Source organism: Pantoea sp. Ft-CA_14 (assembly GCF_024520875.1).
Taxonomy (GTDB): Bacteria; Pseudomonadota; Gammaproteobacteria; order Enterobacterales; family Enterobacteriaceae; genus Pantoea; species Pantoea agglomerans.
In genome coordinates, this window is sequence record NZ_JALNPM010000022.1 from 14,782 (window position 1) to 32,695 (window position 17,914).

19 protein-coding genes are annotated in these 17,914 nt (G+C 53.3%); 11 read left to right on the top strand and 8 right to left on the bottom strand.

All coding sequences use genetic code 11. The features are described from left to right. Positions 1 to 116: 116 nt before the first annotated feature. Both NR195_RS22325 and pabB read right to left on the bottom strand, forming a co-directional pair. Complete coding sequence (locus NR195_RS22325; protein WP_050679592.1) at positions 117 to 680, bottom strand: CoA pyrophosphatase; 564 nt, start codon at positions 678 to 680, stop codon at positions 117 to 119. Beyond that, the gene (pabB, locus tag NR195_RS22330; RefSeq protein ID WP_256844919.1) at positions 664 to 2,043 is read right to left on the bottom strand and encodes an aminodeoxychorismate synthase component 1; all 1,380 of its coding nucleotides are present in this window, start codon (positions 2,041 to 2,043) and stop codon (positions 664 to 666) included. The genes NR195_RS22325 and pabB overlap by 17 nt, the downstream gene beginning before the upstream one ends. 110 nt (positions 2,044 to 2,153) lie before the next feature. On the opposite strand from pabB, the gene NR195_RS22335 reads away from it, so the two are divergent. Further along, complete coding sequence (locus tag NR195_RS22335; RefSeq protein ID WP_010260545.1) at positions 2,154 to 2,348, top strand: YoaH family protein; 195 nt, start codon at positions 2,154 to 2,156, stop codon at positions 2,346 to 2,348. Between the two features lie 11 nt (positions 2,349 to 2,359). Here NR195_RS22335 and NR195_RS22340 read toward each other — a convergent pair whose 3' ends face one another. Continuing rightward, positions 2,360 to 2,704 carry a RidA family protein gene (locus NR195_RS22340; RefSeq protein WP_003852699.1) on the bottom strand — a complete coding sequence of 115 codons (345 nt, stop codon included), beginning with the start codon at positions 2,702 to 2,704 and terminating at the stop codon, positions 2,360 to 2,362. 67 nt (positions 2,705 to 2,771) lie between these two features. Next, entirely contained in the window at positions 2,772 to 3,131 is a 360-nt protein-coding gene (locus NR195_RS22345) for a hypothetical protein (RefSeq protein WP_010260549.1), read from the bottom strand. Between the two features lie 350 nt (positions 3,132 to 3,481). Between NR195_RS22345 and NR195_RS22350 the strand changes: the two genes are divergently transcribed. Next, entirely contained in the window at positions 3,482 to 3,649 is a 168-nt protein-coding gene (locus tag NR195_RS22350) for a hypothetical protein (RefSeq protein WP_010260551.1), read from the top strand. A gap of 382 nt (positions 3,650 to 4,031) precedes the next feature. Here NR195_RS22350 and NR195_RS22355 read toward each other — a convergent pair whose 3' ends face one another. Further along, on the bottom strand, positions 4,032 to 4,706 hold the full coding sequence (locus NR195_RS22355) for an ATP-dependent Clp protease proteolytic subunit (protein WP_256844920.1): 675 nt from the start codon (positions 4,704 to 4,706) through the stop codon (positions 4,032 to 4,034). 1,857 nt (positions 4,707 to 6,563) lie between these two features. Here NR195_RS22355 and NR195_RS22360 point away from each other — a divergent pair. From NR195_RS22360 to rnd, 6 genes are all read left to right on the top strand, one after another. Then, positions 6,564 to 7,301 (top strand): carbonic anhydrase, encoded by a 738-nt coding sequence (locus tag NR195_RS22360; protein WP_033769189.1) that lies wholly within the window; start codon positions 6,564 to 6,566, stop codon positions 7,299 to 7,301. A gap of 243 nt (positions 7,302 to 7,544) precedes the next feature. Beyond that, positions 7,545 to 9,461: an ATP-dependent DNA helicase gene (locus NR195_RS22365; RefSeq protein ID WP_158149260.1), complete on the top strand. Its 1,917-nt coding sequence runs from the start codon at positions 7,545 to 7,547 to the stop codon at positions 9,459 to 9,461. 44 nt (positions 9,462 to 9,505) lie between these two features. Beyond that, complete coding sequence (gene tsaB, locus NR195_RS22370; RefSeq protein WP_010670759.1) at positions 9,506 to 10,204, top strand: tRNA (adenosine(37)-N6)-threonylcarbamoyltransferase complex dimerization subunit type 1 TsaB; 699 nt, start codon at positions 9,506 to 9,508, stop codon at positions 10,202 to 10,204. Positions 10,205 to 10,264: 60 nt separating this feature from the next. After that, positions 10,265 to 10,861 (top strand): Slp family lipoprotein, encoded by a 597-nt coding sequence (locus tag NR195_RS22375; protein ID WP_031592781.1) that lies wholly within the window; start codon positions 10,265 to 10,267, stop codon positions 10,859 to 10,861. 208 nt (positions 10,862 to 11,069) lie between these two features. Next, the gene (fadD, locus tag NR195_RS22380) at positions 11,070 to 12,746 is read left to right on the top strand and encodes a long-chain-fatty-acid--CoA ligase FadD (RefSeq protein ID WP_191924755.1); all 1,677 of its coding nucleotides are present in this window, start codon (positions 11,070 to 11,072) and stop codon (positions 12,744 to 12,746) included. 98 nt (positions 12,747 to 12,844) lie between these two features. Beyond that, positions 12,845 to 13,966, top strand: coding sequence for a ribonuclease D (gene rnd, locus NR195_RS22385; protein WP_010670757.1), 1,122 nt, complete (start codon positions 12,845 to 12,847; stop codon positions 13,964 to 13,966). Positions 13,967 to 14,019: 53 nt separating this feature from the next. Here the strand turns inward: rnd and minE are convergent, their stop codons facing one another. The 3 genes from minE to minC are packed head-to-tail and all read right to left on the bottom strand — an operon-like array spanning position 14,020 to position 15,846. Then, positions 14,020 to 14,289 (bottom strand): cell division topological specificity factor MinE, encoded by a 270-nt coding sequence (gene minE, locus NR195_RS22390; protein ID WP_008925314.1) that lies wholly within the window; start codon positions 14,287 to 14,289, stop codon positions 14,020 to 14,022. A gap of 3 nt (positions 14,290 to 14,292) precedes the next feature. Beyond that, positions 14,293 to 15,105 carry a septum site-determining protein MinD gene (minD, locus tag NR195_RS22395; RefSeq protein WP_010260569.1) on the bottom strand — a complete coding sequence of 271 codons (813 nt, stop codon included), beginning with the start codon at positions 15,103 to 15,105 and terminating at the stop codon, positions 14,293 to 14,295. Positions 15,106 to 15,138: 33 nt separating this feature from the next. After that, entirely contained in the window at positions 15,139 to 15,846 is a 708-nt protein-coding gene (gene minC, locus NR195_RS22400; RefSeq protein WP_010260571.1) for a septum site-determining protein MinC, read from the bottom strand. 155 nt (positions 15,847 to 16,001) lie between these two features. Here minC and NR195_RS22405 point away from each other — a divergent pair, with 155 nt between their 5' ends. The 3 genes from NR195_RS22405 to NR195_RS22415 all read left to right on the top strand — a co-directional run bounded on the left by NR195_RS22405 (position 16,002) and on the right by NR195_RS22415 (position 17,765). Beyond that, a complete protein-coding gene (locus tag NR195_RS22405; RefSeq protein ID WP_256844921.1) occupies positions 16,002 to 16,277 on the top strand; it encodes a YcgL domain-containing protein in 276 nt (91 codons plus the stop codon). A gap of 316 nt (positions 16,278 to 16,593) precedes the next feature. Further along, a complete protein-coding gene (locus NR195_RS22410) occupies positions 16,594 to 17,253 on the top strand; it encodes a fumarylacetoacetate hydrolase family protein (RefSeq protein ID WP_033757876.1) in 660 nt (219 codons plus the stop codon). Positions 17,254 to 17,318: 65 nt separating this feature from the next. Further along, positions 17,319 to 17,765 carry a YcgN family cysteine cluster protein gene (locus NR195_RS22415; RefSeq protein ID WP_010260578.1) on the top strand — a complete coding sequence of 149 codons (447 nt, stop codon included), beginning with the start codon at positions 17,319 to 17,321 and terminating at the stop codon, positions 17,763 to 17,765. Positions 17,766 to 17,914: the final 149 nt, after the last annotated feature.

A 17,914-nucleotide genomic window follows, 5' to 3' on the forward strand; every position in this document is an offset into this window, starting at 1 on the left:
CACCAGGAAAGAGCAGCTTTTCGCATGAAATAAACTTATCAAAACTCATAGAAAAAATTATAGCGCAGCGCGCCAGTAACCTGACGGGCCGGAGAGAGGAAAAAACGAGAAAGGTCTCAGAATGCGATCTGAGCACTCAGTGATCGGATAATACCCGCGGTCATGCCCCACACCAGATAATCCTGATAGCGCGACAGCCAGACCGGGTGGCGAACGCCAGCCCGATGCACCTCCAGCGCGCTGTAGCGGCTGAGCTGCAAAGCCTCGGCCAGCGGCATCTCAAAGGCGCTGCTCACCTCATCCGGATTAATCGTTAATCGCAGATCGGCCGGAATGATCCCCAGTACCGGCGTCACCTGAAAGCCGGTGCTGCTGGTCACGGCGGGCAGTGCGCCTAATACCTCGACCTGATGCGGCTCAATGCCAACCTCTTCCTGTGCTTCACGCAGTGCTGTGGCGATGAGCGATGCGTCAGTGTCATCCTGCATCCCGCCGGGAAAAGCGACCTGTCCGGCATGTTTGCGCAGGGCGTGTGAGCGCTGCGTCAGCAACAGACCGGGTTCAGGCCGTGCCACAATCGGCACCAGCACCGCCGCATGGCGCCCGGATAGCAATTGTGTGCTGCGGGCAGGCTGCTGCAACAGAAAACGGCTGCGGAAATCATTAAGCGTCAGGGCCAACTGAACCTCCGGTTTGTTCCAGTGCCGGTAAGATCCGGCTGACTTTATCGAGTGTTTCCTGATACTCCGCTTCGGGATCGCTGTCTGCAACAAGCCCGCCGCCCGCCGCACAGTAGAGCTGCTGACCTTCAGCGATCAGCGTGCGAATGGTGATGCTGGTATCCATCCGGCCACACAGGCTGAGATAACCGATGCTGCCGCACCAGGCATTGCGCCGCTGCGGCTCCAGTTCATCAATAATCTCCATCGCCCGAATCTTGGGCGCACCGGTAATCGAGCCGCCCGGAAAACAGGCGCGCAGCAGATCGGTGGCCTGCAGGGTATCAGGCAGCTGCGCCCGCACCGTGCTCACCAGGTGGTGCACGGCGGGGAAGGGTTCAACCACAAAAAGTTCAGGCACCGTGACCGAACCGGGTAGCGCCACGCGGCCAATATCGTTGCGCAGCAAATCGACAATCATCAGGTTTTCGGCCCGATCTTTTTCTGCATGGCGCAGCGACTCAGCCTGTTGCGCATCAGCAATCGGATCGTCACAGCGTGGCCGGGTACCTTTGATCGGTCGGGTTTCTATCTGTTTATTATTCAGCGACAGAAAGCGCTCCGGCGACAGGCTGAGGATCGCGCTCTCGGGCAGACGCAGAAAAGCGCTGAACGGCGCGCGGTTAGCCGCATTGAGTATACTGAACGCCTGCCACTCATCACCCTGGTAACCGGCCTGAAAACGCTGCGCCAGATTAACCTGATAACAGTCACCCGCCTGAATATAGGCCTGAACCGCCGCAAAACGCGCAGCGTAATCTTCATAGCTCAGGTTGGAGCGCCAGCGGCTGGTCAGTGAAAAGGGTACGGCCTCACGCGCGGGCCATTGCGCCAGCCAGGCGGCGCGTTCTTCTGCGTTCTTTAACGCCACCAGCGTCAGGGTCTGCTGCTGATGATCGGCAATCAATGCCCAGTCATAGATACCCACCGCCATGTCAGGCGTGGTGAGATCGGCTGCGGCCTGCTGAGGCAAGGACTCAAACCGGCGGCCCAGATCATAACCAAACAGGCCCAGCGCACCGCCCTGAAACGGCAGGGCATCGCTGGCAGCCGGCGTCACGCCCAGCGCATCACACTGCTGCTGTACCAGCAGCAGAGGATCGGCGGTTGATTCGGTCGTGCCGGTCGGGTCGCTGAGGGTAGTCATCGCACCGCGGGTCACCAGGGTGGCGCGGGGATCGGCGGTCAGAATATCAAAGCGGTTGTCGCTGTGGTTCGCCTGCGCGGAGGAGAGCAGCATCGCCCAGGGCAGATGGGCAATCGGGGCAAAACGCTGAGTCAGCGCATCCGGGGTATAATCAAGACTGAGGGTTTCAACAATCATCGGGCAGAGAAATCAGAGAGCAAAGAGGCGGTCAGACTGCCATATTTTTTCCTGACTGGCACCTGTTAGTTCCGCGTGGGATACTGTCTGCCCCAACGCAGGAGTGAAACATGTTTATTGGAATACCGGCTCTCTCTCATGAGCAGCAGCAGCAGGCCGTCGAACGTATTCAGGAATTGATGGCGGGAGGTTTGTCGAGCGGTGAAGCGATCACCCAGGTGGCGCAGGAGATCCGACAAAATTTCAAGGGCGAACGGATTCGGGCGCTATTCGAAGACGAAGATGAAGAAAACGAAGAGGAATAACGCCCGGCGTTTTAACGTGCAGCGATAATTTTAATTTCGATTTTGTACTTCGGATTCAACAGCCCGGCCTGTACCGTGCAGCGCACCGGCGCATTACCTGGAGAGACCCATGCGTCCCATGCGCGGTTCATCGCGGGGAAATCGGCCTTATCCACCAGAAACAGCGTCGCATCAAGGATTTTGCTTTTATCGCTACCGAGCCGTGTCAGAATCGCATCAATCACTGCCAGCGCATTGGCTGTCTGCGCTTCTGCGTCGGCATCCAGATTCTCAGGCACGCTGGTGTAATAGATCGTGTCGTTGTGGATCACGGCTTCGGACATACGGTGTTCCGGGTCAATGCGGGTAATACTCATCGGTTTCTCCCTGGTTAATTGCGCATTAGCCTGGCACACTCCCGACATCGCTGTCACCCCTTACGCCTTACAGGCAGCGCTCAACAATCGCCTGTCTGTCCGCCATCACCTGAGGCGCCATCCGGAAAGTCGTGAAATATTTCACCTCAGCCCCTTTTCGGCGGGGCGACACATCCGCAAAAATCGAATCTTCCCAGGTAAAAACGCTGATCTCGCTGCCGTTGGGCTGGGTGTGGGTGGTGTTATCTCTGGCAATGACGCTGGTGGTGGACCAGCCGCGATAAATACAGTCGCTGAGCTGAGGGACGGTGCGGGTGCTTTGACCCTGAAAAACAGGCTGCTGCAGACGAGCCTGATCAGGCGTGGGTGCCTGGCAGCCGCAGAGCAGCAGCACGCCAGCCAGAGAGCCGATGCGGAAACAGTTCATACATTCCTCCGCCTGAGTCAGGCAGTCGGGTTAAGGCCATCTGTTTTACACCGCCTGAACGGCAATGTTAAACCAGTCTCAGCACGTCAGCCTACGGGTGCCACATCCCAACGGTAAGCTGATTTAATCATTATAATCCGCGCGTTTGTTTACTCGCTGCGTTCCTCTGCATTTGCTAACTGCATCACACTGTCTGCATCATGATCATGAGCCGCGGACGTTGTCACTGTTGCAGCCCTGCTGCGCTAAAGCAGCATGAAGCGTCGAAAGAGCGGGAGAAGTGAGGGCACGCGCGGCATAAAAATGTTATAAAACAGCAGATAAATCGCGCTACGGATGAGGATTCAGGCATGGCGAATACGCAGTATCTTTTTTGGGTGATGGTCGGCGCACTGACGCTGCTGTTTATTGTGGTTTCGGCATTTGTTGGATTGTCCCGTGGCAGTAAGCAGGGCTTTATTACCTTCGCTATTCTGTTCATCGTTATGCTGGCGGGTGCGTTGTACGTCCGCTTATAAGCAGGTCGCAAGAGCAGCGTCGCCAATAATCGTGATATCAGGTCACCAGCCAGAAACAGATAAACGCCCTGTACCAGAATGAGCCGTATCTGGCTGAGCGGCCTGCTTTATCTCGCGCTTTTTATCTGGCCAGTGTTGAATCAACCCTGCTATTGCTGCTCAAAAAACTCACCATGCAAGGGTAGCGCTTACTGCGAAAATCCACCGTGATATTGATGGTGAGATCCTGCGGCGTCCCATCTGAACGTCGTCTGCATTATGTTCTTCTCTGGATTACCCGCTAACGGCTCGATATGTCTCCCCGCCAGCACGCCCATCTGTCCAGGCGGCGCATATCTGATAAAAAGTATTCGTCCAGCAGGCATGATTAACATTATTTTTGCTAGCCGCTGGCCTCTGAAGTGAAAATGTAATAAGCGATATCAGTGGGGGCGATTCCTTCAACACGTTTTTGTGCAATACCCTGTTTTACAGATTCTGGAAAACGCAGGTAAATACGGTTGTCTTCACTGAATAAGGCTTTATCTATCTCTATCCCGTCATCTTTGAAACAGGATGCATAGGTGTCCCTGAATATTTTACTGACATTATCGATATCTCTGCTGAGTAAAATGACTTCATTTTTTTTCAGATAGTTGCTCTGAATGTTTTGACTCGCTGCAGGGTGGATTAAAAATGTTGCGCTGGGTAATGTTTCCCTTTGCGCCCCTGAGCAATAAATCAGGGTAGCCGCCGAACCCGTCATTGCGGCATTGATGGTTTTTATCGGAATCCTTGACCCCCTGACGGCCTGGCCGCCCATATAGCCAGCTTCCATGTCGCCGCCAAAGCTGTTTATATAAAGCGATATTTCTTTTACAGCGGGGTAACTTGCATTAATATCATCGATGCCTGCCATCAATTCTGCCACTTTAGTGCCATTAACCTCGCCAATGTAAACGATTTTTGCCGATTTTATCTCTTGCGCTTTCAGGGTGTTATTTATCACCACTGACGTTTTTGCTATGCAGCAAGCGGAAGTGACGCCCAATAATAGAAAAGTGAAATAACGCACCATAAAAACTCCATTTAAGGGTGTGACGCTGTCAGTTTAAGGATCAGTAATGTTTAAAAAGAAAATAGCCCGTTGTAACTTCCAGGGTGATGATATAGAAGATAAGTACGATGAATATCAATAATAAACTCGCTCTGGCGTAGTTTTTCTTTGAACGTTTAGTCCTTCGGTTTAAGGACCAGTAAAGCAGCATGAAAAGATTTAATACGGGTATGCCGGTTAAAATTAATGTGACAATCCAATCCCATAGGGAGACATCATCGACGTGTTGATTATTTTCCACAGTGTTTTTTACGCTATGTGAGTGGTGGAGTAACGACGTTAACTGCTACGACGTGCAGATCATTTCCTGACAGCTGACGAGTTTTTATTGATTCGCTGAGGATAAACGTCAGACCAGTCTGGTTGTTCGCCGGACATAATCGCGCGCCGCTGTGCAGGGCTGATCCCCTGGTTTATATGCGGCATGACAGGTTCACTATGTTGACCAACTGGGTTAAGTTTGACCTCATCGTTGGTAACGCAACCGCTCAGCGTCAGAATCACTAAGCTATACCGGGGTAATTTTGGGAACAATGATATTTCTCCTTATTGATTTAATTGTGTCCTGACTGACAGATGGATGCAACAGGGCAGCAACAGCCAGATTACATCCCACTTAACTTATAATATAAAACCCCACTTCATTTACATTAACGGATATCTTTAGCGAGATAGTCTTAAACGGCCTTTTAAAGAGGACGGATGCCGTGGGGCATGGTTTCTATTGTGATGTGACTCATCCGGCGACAATTTTTTATTGCCTGTGAAAGATAACATAATTTCTGAATTTTTAATTACCTCGCTACCATCTGTTAAGTCAGCTTGGCTGCATCAGAGGAAATATTCAATCCGCTAATGCTCACAGGTTACGTTTAAATTCTGTCTCTTTTATATCAGGGATTTTTTCTTATAACAACATAACGATGTTTAATGCTACTTCTGTTGAGTTTTTATTTAATGTTACCTTTCTTTGTGCATAATTGTGCTTTGAATCGCATCATTAACTTTTCGTGTCCCTATATTATAGGCAGTTAAGTTCCGGCCTTTTATTCATTAAACGAGTAAGAGGTTTTTTTGAAAAAAGAGGTTTTTAAACGGCGAATTATTAAACCCGCTATCCGACTGACGTCAATGATAACGCGGCTGGGGGAGGCGAATGGGCATCCGATTAACCGGTACGCTATCAGCACCGGCTGTGACGCAAGGCTGTTTCACGCAGTGGCGAAGCAGAGTCTGCGGCAGCGCCCGCATTTCTGATATCTTTTGCGAGCCTTGCAAAACAGATGGCAGGAGTAAGCTACACTCAAAGGGCATAGCAAAATTGCTATCTGACACCGGAGGAAATTATGTCTGAACGCCCTGATTACGATGAGCCGCTGCCCGATGACGCTGAGATTTATCCTGAAGATGAGGAAGAAGATGAAGAAGAGGAACCATTAGAAAAGGATGTCTAGCGTCACCTGCATAATCTTTTATGACGCGTTATCGCGTTGCACCGCAAAACCGCCTGCGTGCAGTTTTGCGGTTTCTTACGTCGCCTGAATTTAGTGCAAAATTTTCCTCCCGGCTCGTTTCGACGATCAAAATGATAAATACAGAAAAATGAAACTCTTTTATTCAGAGAGATTGATATCAACCCTTTCCTGAAGTGCTTAAAAACGTCACATCGTGATGTTTGTTAATTAAATTAACATTGATTGTAATTATAAACTCTTTATTCGTTCTGATTTTTATTTAACGCATTTTGTCACCTTGTTGATTCAGTAGTCAGCGGAATAGTATCCCTGCCGCAAATAAGCTTATAAAGCAGGGATAAAAATGAAATTACCAAAAATGTTAAGTCTGGTTGTGGCGCTTTCTACCCTCAACGTAGCCGGTGCGGCGGAACCGCACTGGACGTACGAAGGCAAAGCTGGCCCGGAACACTGGAGCGAACTGACCAGCGACTTCCACATCTGCCACGAAGGTAAGTCCCAGTCGCCTATCAATATTAAAGATCCGATTGAGGGACATTTACAGGCACTCGATCTGGCCTACCATACGTCGGCTGAGAAGGTGATCAACAACGGCCACACGATTCAGGTGACCGTTGATGAAGAAGATGATTTTGTACTGGATCGGGAAAAGTTCACGCTGCGTCAGTATCACTTCCATACGCCGAGTGAGAACCAGATCAATGGGCACACCTTTCCCCTGGAAGCCCACTTTGTACACAGCAAAGAGGATGGCGATCTGGCCGTGGTCGCGGTGATGTTTAAGGTCGGTAAAGAGAATCCGGCGCTGGCACCGTTGATCGACGCTATGCCGAAACAGGAAAACCAGCAGGTAACCATTAATCGCCAGGTAAACTTACGCGATCTCTTCCCGGAAGATCTGCACTATTATCGTTTCAGTGGCTCCCTGACGACGCCGCCCTGCAGCGAAGGGATTCGCTGGCTGGTGCTGAAACAGCCGGTTTCGCTCTCTCAGGCGCAGCTCGACGCCTTTAAACAGGCGCTGAAAACCACCAATAATCGTCCGTTGCAGCATCTCAATGGGCGCATGATTGTAGAGTAGTCACAGCGATTTCTGCTGCCTTTCGCGGTGCAACTTTTCCATCAGGCATCCCGGTGCTGCGAGCGCTTCTCTTCAGGCGGCCACCTGCCGCCTTTTTCCCCATCTTTCAGACGCGATCCAGAGTCTTTAGCTGCCACGCCCCCAACGGTTGGAAATAGATAAACTATTGATAATTATCAATTTTGCTTTGTTGATCCAATACTGACATAATTACAGTGTTTTTGCCGTTCTTAGTGAGGGTATGTGGCAGACGATTTTGCAGTGGATGGCGCGCTGGCGCTCGCGATCGCAGGCTTTAAGCCGCGTGAAGCACAGCGTGAGATGGCGCAGGCGGTATCTGAAGCCGTAAAACAGCAGGGTGAACTGGTGGTCGAGGCCGGTACCGGCACCGGAAAAACTTATGCCTACCTGGCTCCCGCTCTGCGGGCCGGTAAAAAAGTCATTGTCTCCACCGGATCCAAGGCGCTGCAGGATCAGCTCTATGGCCGCGATCTGCCTACGATGATCAAGGCGCTGGATTTCAAAGGTAAAACGGCCTTGCTGAAAGGACGCTCCAACTACCTTTGCCTGGAACGCATGGAACAGCAATCGATGGCGGGCGGCGATCTCACCGCGCAGGGGCTGACCGATCTGGTGACGCTGCGCAGCTGGTCATCGCAGACGGAAGATGGCGACATCAGCAGCTGTGCGGGCGTGACCGAAGACAGCCCGGTCTGGCCGCTGGTCACCAGCACCAACGATAACTGCCTCGGCACTGACTGCCCTCGCTATAAAGAGTGCTTTGTGGTCAAAGCGCGTAAGCGCGCTATGGACGCCGATGTGGTGGTCGTGAACCACCACTTGTTTCTTGCTGACCTGGTGGTGAAAGAGGGCGGCTTTGGCGAACTCATTCCCGAAGCTGATGTGATGATCTTCGACGAAGCCCATCAGCTGCCCGATATCGCCAGTCAGTATTTTGGTCAGCAGCTCTCCAGCCGCCAGTTACTCGATCTCGCCAAAGATATTATTACCGCCTACCGCACCGAGGTGCGTGATGCTCAGCAGCTGCAGAAATCCGCTGACCGCCTGGCGCAGTGCGCGCAGGATTTTCGCCTGTCATTAGGCGATCCCGGCTATCGCGGTAACCTGCGTGAACTGCTGAGCGATAACAACATCCTGCGGATGTTTACGCTGCTGGATGATGCGCTTGAGCTCTGTTACGACGTTATCAAACTCTCACTGGGCCGTTCAGCCCTGCTGGATGCCGCCTTCGAGCGAGCCGCGCTCTACCGTGGCCGGTTAAAACGGCTGCGGGCGATTAACGAGCCGGGCTACAGCTACTGGTATGAATGTACCTCACGTCACTTTATCCTGGCGCTGACGCCGCTCTCGGTGGCAGAACGCTTCCGTGAAGTAATGGATAATCGTAAGGCTGCTTGGATCTTCACCTCAGCCACCCTGGCGGTGGATGAGAAAATGGCACACTTCGCCGAACGGCTGGGTGTGAATGCAGCAAAAAGCCTGATTCTGAACAGCCCGTTCGATTTTGCGAAGCAGGCGCTGCTCTGCGTTCCGCGCAATCTGCCTGAGCCTAACCGTCCCGGCGGTGCACGCCAGCTGGCCGCAATGATGAAGCCGCTGATTGATGCCAATAAAGGCCGCTGCTTCTTTCTCTGCACGTCGCACCTGATGATGCGTGAGCTGGCCACAGAATTTCGCGCCTCAATGACGCTGCCCGTGCTGGTGCAGGGTGAAACCAGCAAGGGTCAGTTGCTGAAACAGTTCATCGATAAGGGCAATGCCCTGCTGGTGGCGACCAGCAGCTTCTGGGAAGGCGTGGATGTGCGGGGTGATGCGCTGTCGCTGGTGATCATCGATAAACTGCCGTTCACCTCACCGGAAGATCCGCTGTTGAAAGCCAGAATGGAAGATTGCCGGATTCGTGGCGGCGATCCCTTTACGGATGTGCAGCTGCCGGATGCGGTGATCACCCTGAAGCAGGGCGTGGGACGTTTAATCCGCGATACCGACGATCGTGGCGTACTGGTGATTTGCGATCAGCGTCTGGTTTCTCGTCCTTATGGCGCGCTGTTTCTCAATAGCCTGCCACCGACGCCGCGCACCCGGGACATTGCCCGCGCCATCGCCTTTATCCGCCAGCAACCCGAACCAGACGCGTAATTTTATGCTAAGATGCGCGCCGTTTTCTTTCTTCTGAGGTAGTCATGTCAGCCCGAATTTTAGCGCTGGATACGGCGACAGAAGCCTGTTCAGCCGCCTTGCTGAATCAGCAACAGATTGATGCCCGATTCGAAATTGCCCCGCGCGATCACACCCAGCGTATTTTACCGCTGATCGAAGAGCTACTGCTGGCACAGCAGCTGGAACTGACCGACCTGGACGCGCTCGCCTTTGGTCGCGGCCCTGGCAGTTTTACCGGCGTGCGGATTGGCATTGGCATTGCGCAGGGACTGGCACTGGGCGCTTCACTGCCGATGATCGCGATTTCCACGCTGGCAACGCTGGCGGAAGGCGCATGGCGTCTGCACGGTGCTACCCGCGTATTAACCGCTATTGATGCGCGGATGGGCGAGGTCTACTGGGCCGAATATCAGCGTGATGAACAGGGTGCCTGGCAGGGTGAGGCCAGCGAAAGCGTGCTGTCGCCCGAAGCGGCACTGGCCCGGATGCAGGCGCTCTCTGGCGAATGGATGACCGCAGGCACCGGCTGGCAGGCTTATCCTGCCCTGCAGCAGGGACACGAGCTTACCCTGAACGCCAGTGACGTTACGCTGCCCGCTGCAGAAGATATGCTGCCGCTGGCGACCCTTGCGCTGGCGCAGGGGAAGACGCTGCTGCCGGAAACGGCGGAGCCCACTTATCTGCGTAATGAAGTCGCCTGGAAAAAATTACCTGGCCGGTAAAATGCACGCAACTTATTGTTATGCGTCCAGTCTAACTCTTTACCTAACGGGAGAACGTCTATGTCGTCAATGTGTGGTAAAGGGCTTTCAGGTCTGCTGCTGACCTGTGTGCTGGCGTTAACCGGTTGTGTCTCAATTCCTGACACGCTGCAGGGCAGCTCACCTCAGCCGCAGCAGGATCTGTTGCGGGTCATGAGCGATCCTTCGCTCTTTGTCGGGCAGGAATCGCGCTTTGGCGGCAAGGTAGTGAATGTCACTAACCTGAACGGCAAAACCCGGCTTGAGATTGCTGCGCAGCCGCTGGATGATAGCGCCAGACCGCGTCTGGGTGCGGCCTCGGTCGGTCGGATTTACGCGGATATCCGCGGCTTTGTTGATCCGGTGGATGTCAGAAACCAGTATGTGACGGTGCTGGGTACCCTGAAGGGGACGGAGCAGGGCAAAATTGGCGAGGCAGATTATAAATTTGCGGTCATCGATGTGCGCGGTTATCAGCGCTGGCGACTTACCCAGCAGGTGACAGCACCACCCCAGCCGATGGATCCCTGGATCTGGTATGGTCCGACCCGCCATCGCGGCGGATACTGGGGCCCGAATCCCTACTGGGGAATGATGAATAGTGGGCCGGCAGAGGTGCAGACCATTCTGACCGAATAAGTGCAAAAACATTTAACTATCAGCCCGGTCGCGGTGCCCGCTGCCGGGCTTTTTATTTGCCTGTTTTATCAGCACGAAATTTAGTGATGCACTTCGCAACCTCAACATGCCAAAACAGGCAAACTGGTACAATCAGTTAAAATATTGTTAACAAACCAGATTGGCTGAGGCAGCGATGGAAATACAACATAATTATCGGGGTGGATCCTTGAATAAGGTTTGGCTGAAACGCTACCCGGCAGATGTGCCTGCCGAAATAAGTGCAGATCGTTACACCTCGCTGGTGGATCTGTTTGAGCAGGCCGCAAAACGCTACGCCGATCAACCCGCGTTCCTGAACATGGGTCAGAAGATGAGTTATCGTCAGCTGGAAGAGAAGAGCCGCGCTTTTGCCGCCTATCTTCAGCAACAGCTGGGCCTGAAAGCGGGTGACCGTGTGGCGCTGATGATGCCGAATTTACTGCAGTATCCGGTGGCCCTGTTTGGTGTGCTGCGTGCGGGTATGGTGGTGGTCAATGTGAATCCGCTCTATACGCCGCGCGAACTGCAGCATCAGCTCAATGACAGTGGGGCCAGTGCGATTGTCATTGTCTCGAATTTTGCGCACACGCTGGAAAAAGTGGTGGCGAAAACCGCTGTGCGGCACGTCATCCTGACCCGGATGGGCGATCAGCTGGCGCCAATAAAAGCGACGCTGGTTAACTTTGTCGTTAAGTATGTGAAGAAGCTGGTGCCCAAATACCATCTGCCGGGGGCAATCTCATTTCGCCACGTACTGGAAGTCGGCGAAACGCTCAATTATCAACGCCCGACGGTCTCCAATGACGATCTCGCCTTCCTGCAATACACCGGTGGCACCACCGGCGTAGCCAAAGGGGCGATGCTGACCCATCGTAACATGCAGGCGAATCTTGAGCAGACCCGCGCGACCTACGGTAAAGTGCTGCGCGACGGTAAAGAGTGTGTCGTCACCGCGCTGCCGCTTTATCACATCTTTGCCTTAACGGTGAATGGCCTGCTGTTCCTGGAGCTGGGCGGTCAGAATCTGTTGATCACCAATCCGCGCGATATTCCCGGCTTTGTTAAAGAGCTGGGGAAATTTCCGTTTACCGCCCTTACCGGCGTGAACACGCTGTTTAACGCGCTACTCAACGATGAGCAGTTTAATAAACTCGATTTTTCAACGCTGCGTCTTTCCGCCGGTGGCGGAATGGCGGTGCAGAAAGTGGTGGCCGAGCGCTGGGAAAAACTGACCGGACACTATCTGCTGGAAGGCTATGGCCTGACAGAGTGTTCTCCGCTGGTGTCGGTCAATCCCTATGACATCAGCTGTCATACCGGCAGTATTGGTCTGCCGGTGCCCTCGACCGATGTGCTGATTCTGGATGACGCCGGCAATGAAGTTCCTCCGGGTGAACCGGGCGAACTTTGCATCAGCGGCCCGCAGGTGATGCTGGGCTACTGGCAGCATCCGGAAGCGACAGCGGAAGTGCTGAAAAATGGCTGGCTCCACAGTGGTGATATTGTTACCGTTGACCAGGAAGGCTTTATTCGCATCGTTGACCGCAAAAAAGATATGATTCTGGTATCAGGTTTTAATGTCTATCCGAATGAAATCGAAGACGTGCTGATGCAGCATCCTAAAGTGCGTGAAGCCGCGGCTATCGGTGTCCCCAGCGATCTTTCTGGCGAAGCGGTAAAAGTCTGCATCGTGAAAAAAGATGCATCGCTCACCAAAGAAGAGGTGCTCGATCACTGTCGCCGTCAGCTGACCGGTTACAAGGTGCCGAAAATCATTGAGTTTCGTGATGAGTTGCCTAAAACCAATGTCGGCAAAATCCTGCGGCGTGAGCTGCGCGACGAGGCGAAACCCGGCGCGAGCTGAATCCGGGCAGAAATTGAGGTTGAACGCCGGCATGTCCGGCGTTTTTATTGTTTTTAACATGGAGCGCCGCGCGTTGTTGGCTGCGGTGGAAATCAGACGTGAACTATTCCCTTATCGACCAGGATGATCAACTGGCAGACGTGTGTCAGAAAGCGCGTCAGCACGCGGCGGTGGCCCTGGATACCGAATTTGTCCGCACCCGCACTTACTACCCTCAGCTTGGCCTGATCCAGCTGTTCGACGATCAGCAACTGGTGCTGATTGACCCGCTGAATATCCGTGACTGGTCACCCTTTATTGCCTTGCTGACCGACACCAGCGTCACCAAATTCCTGCATGCCGGGGGTGAAGATCTGGAAGTCTTCCTGCACCGTTTCGGCGTGCTGCCGACGCCCATGATCGATACCCAGATTCTGGCGGCATTCTCTGGCCAGCCGCTCTCCTGGGGTTTTGCCTCAATGGTGGCACATTTCACTCAGGTCGAACTCGATAAAAGTGAATCACGCACGGACTGGCTGGCACGCCCTCTGACCCAGCGTCAGTGCGAGTATGCGGCGGCGGACGTTCACTATCTGTTGCCGATTGCGCGTCAGCTGATGATCAATACGGAAGAGGCCGGCAATATGGCGGCGGCCCTCAGTGAGTGCGATAACCTGTGTCAGCGTCGTCTGGATAGCCTGTCGCCGGATGAAGCCTGGCGGGATATTACCAATGCCTGGCAGTTGCGCCCGCGTCAGCTGGCGGCGTTGCAGCGACTGGCGGCCTGGCGTCTGAAGCTGGCGCGTGAAAAAGATATGGCCGTTAACTTTGTGGTGCGTGAAGAGCACCTGTGGAAAGTGGCGCGCTTTATGCCGGGCTCACTGGGCGAGCTGGATCATCTGGGGCTGTCAGGCCACGAAATTCGTTTCCACGGCAAAGCGCTGGTGGCGCTGGTGGCAGAAGCTGAGGCGCTGGATGAGAGCGAACTGCCAGCTCCGCTGGGCAATCTGATTGACCATCCGCACTACAAGCCGGTGTTTAAAGCGATGAAAGCGCTGGTGCAGCAAGTGAGCGAGCAGAGTGGATTCAGTCAGGAGCTGCTGGCGTCACGACGTCAGATTAATCAGGTATTAAGTCAGCACTGGGGCCTGAAGCCACAGGGACGTCAGCCGGAGTTACTCACCGGATGGCGGGGCGAACTGCTGAAACCCGGCATTGAGGAGATTCTGGCGGGTTGTTAACCGGTTAAATTTCCCCTGCCAGAGCGCAGGGGAAATTCAGCAAACGGTCAGCGTCATTTAGTCACTTCATCCGTTTCCGGCAGCGTCACGTTCAGCTCCAGAATTGAGATATCATCACCTTTCTGGTCGAGCTGCACCGTTACCATTTCTGGATCGATCTTCACATATCTGCAAATCACTTCCAGAATGTCGCGCTTAAGTTGCGGAAGATAGTGGGGCTCACTGTCGCCCCTTCTCCGTTCTGCCACGATAATCTGCAGCCTTTCCTTGGCTATGTTGGCAGTGTTCTTCTTCCGGGATAAAAAGAAATCAAGTAATGCCATGGTTTATCCCCCGAACAGGCGTTTCAGGAAACCCTTCTTCTCTTCTTCAATAAAGCGGAAGGGGCGTACTTCACCGAGCAACCGTTCTACGGTATCGGCATAGGCTTTGCCAGCATCAGATTCGCCGTCAAGAATCACCGGTTCGCCCTGGTTAGAGGCACGTAACACCGATTGATCTTCAGGGATCACGCCGACCAGAGGAATGCGCAGGATTTCCAGCACATCTTCCATGCTCAGCATATCGCCACGGTTCACCCGGCCAGGGTTATAGCGGGTCAGCAGCAGATGCTCCTTCACCGGGTCCTGACTGTTTTCAGCGCGACGGGATTTTGATGAGATGATGCCGAGGATGCGGTCGGAGTCGCGGACAGAAGAGACTTCCGGGTTGGTGGTAATAATGGCTTCATCGGCAAAGTAGAGCGCCATCAGTGCGCCCGTTTCAATCCCTGCCGGTGAGTCACAGACGATGAAATCGAACTCCATCTTAGCCAAATCGTTCAGTACTTTTTCGACACCCTCTCGGGTCAGCGCATCTTTATCACGGGTCTGCGACGCAGGCAGAATGTAGAGCTGCTCCGTGCGTTTGTCGCGAATCAGCGCCTGGTTCAGTGTGGCATCGCCCTGGATCACATTAACGAAGTCGTAGACCACACGGCGCTCGCAGCCCATGATCAAATCCAGGTTACGCAGACCGATATCAAAATCGATCACAACTGTCTTTTTGCCTTTCTGCGCTAAACCGGTGGCGATGGCCGCGCTTGACGTGGTCTTACCAACGCCCCCTTTACCGGATGTAACTACAATAATGCGTGCCATAAATGTTGATTTCCTTAACAAAAGAAAAGGGGCCTAATTAAGTGTCTGGATAGTCAGCGCGCCATCCTGCAGGCACAGGCGCGCAGCTTTACCAAAAAATTCTTGCGGGATCTGATCCATGATCCAGTACTCTCCGGCAATCGAGACCAGCTCGGCAGCCAGGTTGGTACAAAAAATCTGGCAGTTGCGATCACCGCTGGCACCTGCCAGGGCGCGACCGCGCATCATGCCGTAAATGTGAATATTGCCATCGGCGACCAGTTCGGCGCCGGCGCTGACGCTGCTGGTGATGATCAAATCGGCGTCACGCGCATAAATCTGCTGGCCCGAGCGCACCGGAGTGTTCACGATGCGGGTTTTCGTTGCTACCGTTTCGGTTACAGCCGGCAGAGGTTCTGGTATCGGCTGCGGCGCGGCGGCTTGCGGTCTGGCCTCTTTACCTTCTGCCAGCACGGGCAGGCCGGCACGGGCAATCATACGTTTCAGCGCTTCGTCTTTGCAGCCGCTTACGCCGACAATGCGTAAACCGGTGGCGAGAACCGCCTGTTGCAACAGTTTCCAGTTAACATCGGCACTTAATGTCGAGACGTTAAGTACCACCGGCGCGTTTTTCAGGAAATCTGGAGCCTGGTCAATCTTGTCCTGGAGTGCCTTGCGAATCACCGCAGGGTCATGGTGATGCAAATGGACGACAGACAGGGTGAAACTGCTACCTTTGAATTCGATTGGCGTTTGCGACATCTGTCCCGACTCAGTCCTGTTTTCACTACCGAAAGCCTGGCGATGATAAAATCATCGTTGAAGCGCTAACGGTGAATATTCGAAGTTCTGCAAGCATGTTATAGTTACAGCTATATTCAGACAAGCCTCAACGCCGGTTAATTCGAGTAAAAAATATGTTTTGTGTGATCTACAGAAGCCCGTTACGTAACCAGACTTATCTCTATGTTGAAAAAAAGGACGATTTCTCGCGCGTTCCGGAAGAATTGCTGAAAGGCTTTGGCAAGCCGCAGCTGGCGATGGTGCTTAAGCTGGCGGGGCGGGACAGGCTGGCTAATGCGGATATCAATAAAGTTAAGCAGGGATTGAGCGAGCAGGGCTATTATTTACAGCTCCCTCCGCCGATTGAAAGTCTCCTCAACATTCATTTACAGGCCGATAAAAAACTTTAACTCGGATTCTTCTGTAAATATAAATCCTGTCGGTGCGATCCTGGCAGGATAATATTGCCCTTATGCTGCGCAAAATTAACGGCGCAGCTTATCTGTTTCACCCCTTTTTAAATTTCCTGCTCAATTTTTTCTCCTGATTTGTACGATTATTCAGCACTTCAACGCCTGCATTTACGCTTTCTGACAAATTACGCACCCCGGACCGTTAAAAGGATCTTATTATCACGCTATGAGGTTGGCATTTCGATCAACGCATGAGCAAACATCAACCCGCCAGCAGCGCTGGCATCACACCTAACCTGAACAGGGGATGAGCATGTATCAGCATCGTAACTGGCAAGGCGCTCTGTTAGATTTTCCGGTCAGCAAAGTGGTTTGCGTCGGGAGTAATTATGCAAAGCACATTAAAGAGATGGGCAGCGCAACCCCAACCGAACCGGTGATCTTTATCAAGCCGGAAACGGCGCTGTGTGATTTGCGTCAGCCGCTCTCTATTCCCGACGCGTTTGGCGAGGTCCATCATGAAGTTGAACTGGCGGTGCTGATCGGCGCGACACTGAAGCAGGCGACCGATGCGCATGTGGCTAAGGCGATTGCAGGTTATGGTGTGGCGCTGGATCTGACACTGCGTGACCTGCAGTCCGGGCTGAAAAAAGCGGGCCAGCCGTGGGAAAAATCCAAAGGCTTTGATAACGCCTGTCCTGTCTCTGGTTTTATCCCGGTGACGGAATTCAGTGGCGATCCGCAGAATGTCGAGCTTAAATTGCTGGTGAACGGTGAAGTGCGTCAGCACGGCAACACCGAAGACATGATTCATAAAATCCTGCCGCTGATTGCCCATATGAGCCACTACTTTACGCTGCGTGCAGGCGATGTGATTCTGACCGGTACGCCAGAAGGGGTAGGCCCGATGCGCTCGGGTGATCAGCTTGAAGTTTCACTGGCGGGTCACGGCATCAGCACGCGCGTACTCTAAAAACTTGCATCACCGCCGCATAGGCTTTATAAGGTGCGGTTTAGGCACAATCCGGACAAATCATCATGACTGACACCCCTTTCTGGCAACAAAAACGCCTGGCACAAATGAGCGATGAGGAATGGGAATCCTTGTGTGATGGTTGTGGACAGTGTTGCCTGAACAAATTGCAGGACGCCGACACCGATGAGATCTACTTCACCAATGTCGCCTGTGATCAGCTCAATATTAAAACCTGCCAGTGCCGTAACTATGAGCGCCGCTTCGAGCTTGAAGAGGATTGCATCAAGTTAACGCGCGAAAATCTGACGACCTTCAACTGGCTGCCGCGCACCTGCGCCTACCGGCTGCTGGGTGAGGGCAAAGATTTACCCGTATGGCATCCGCTGCGGGCCGGTTCGAAAACAGCGATGCATGCGCAGCGTATTTCGGTGCGATATATTGCGGTGCGTGAGAGTGAAGTGCGGGACTGGGAAGATCACATCATTGATCGCCCCGATCGCAACGGCTGAGTGCCGCGCTATCAATCGGAACAGAAAAAAGGCTGCCAGTGGCATAATGCCAGTCAGTTAAGATTAGATTTATAAAGGCTGTCACGGTCAAACGTGGCAGCTTTTTTTCCGGGCGAGCGAGCCGCAGTGCGGGCCAGCGCACCTCTGCT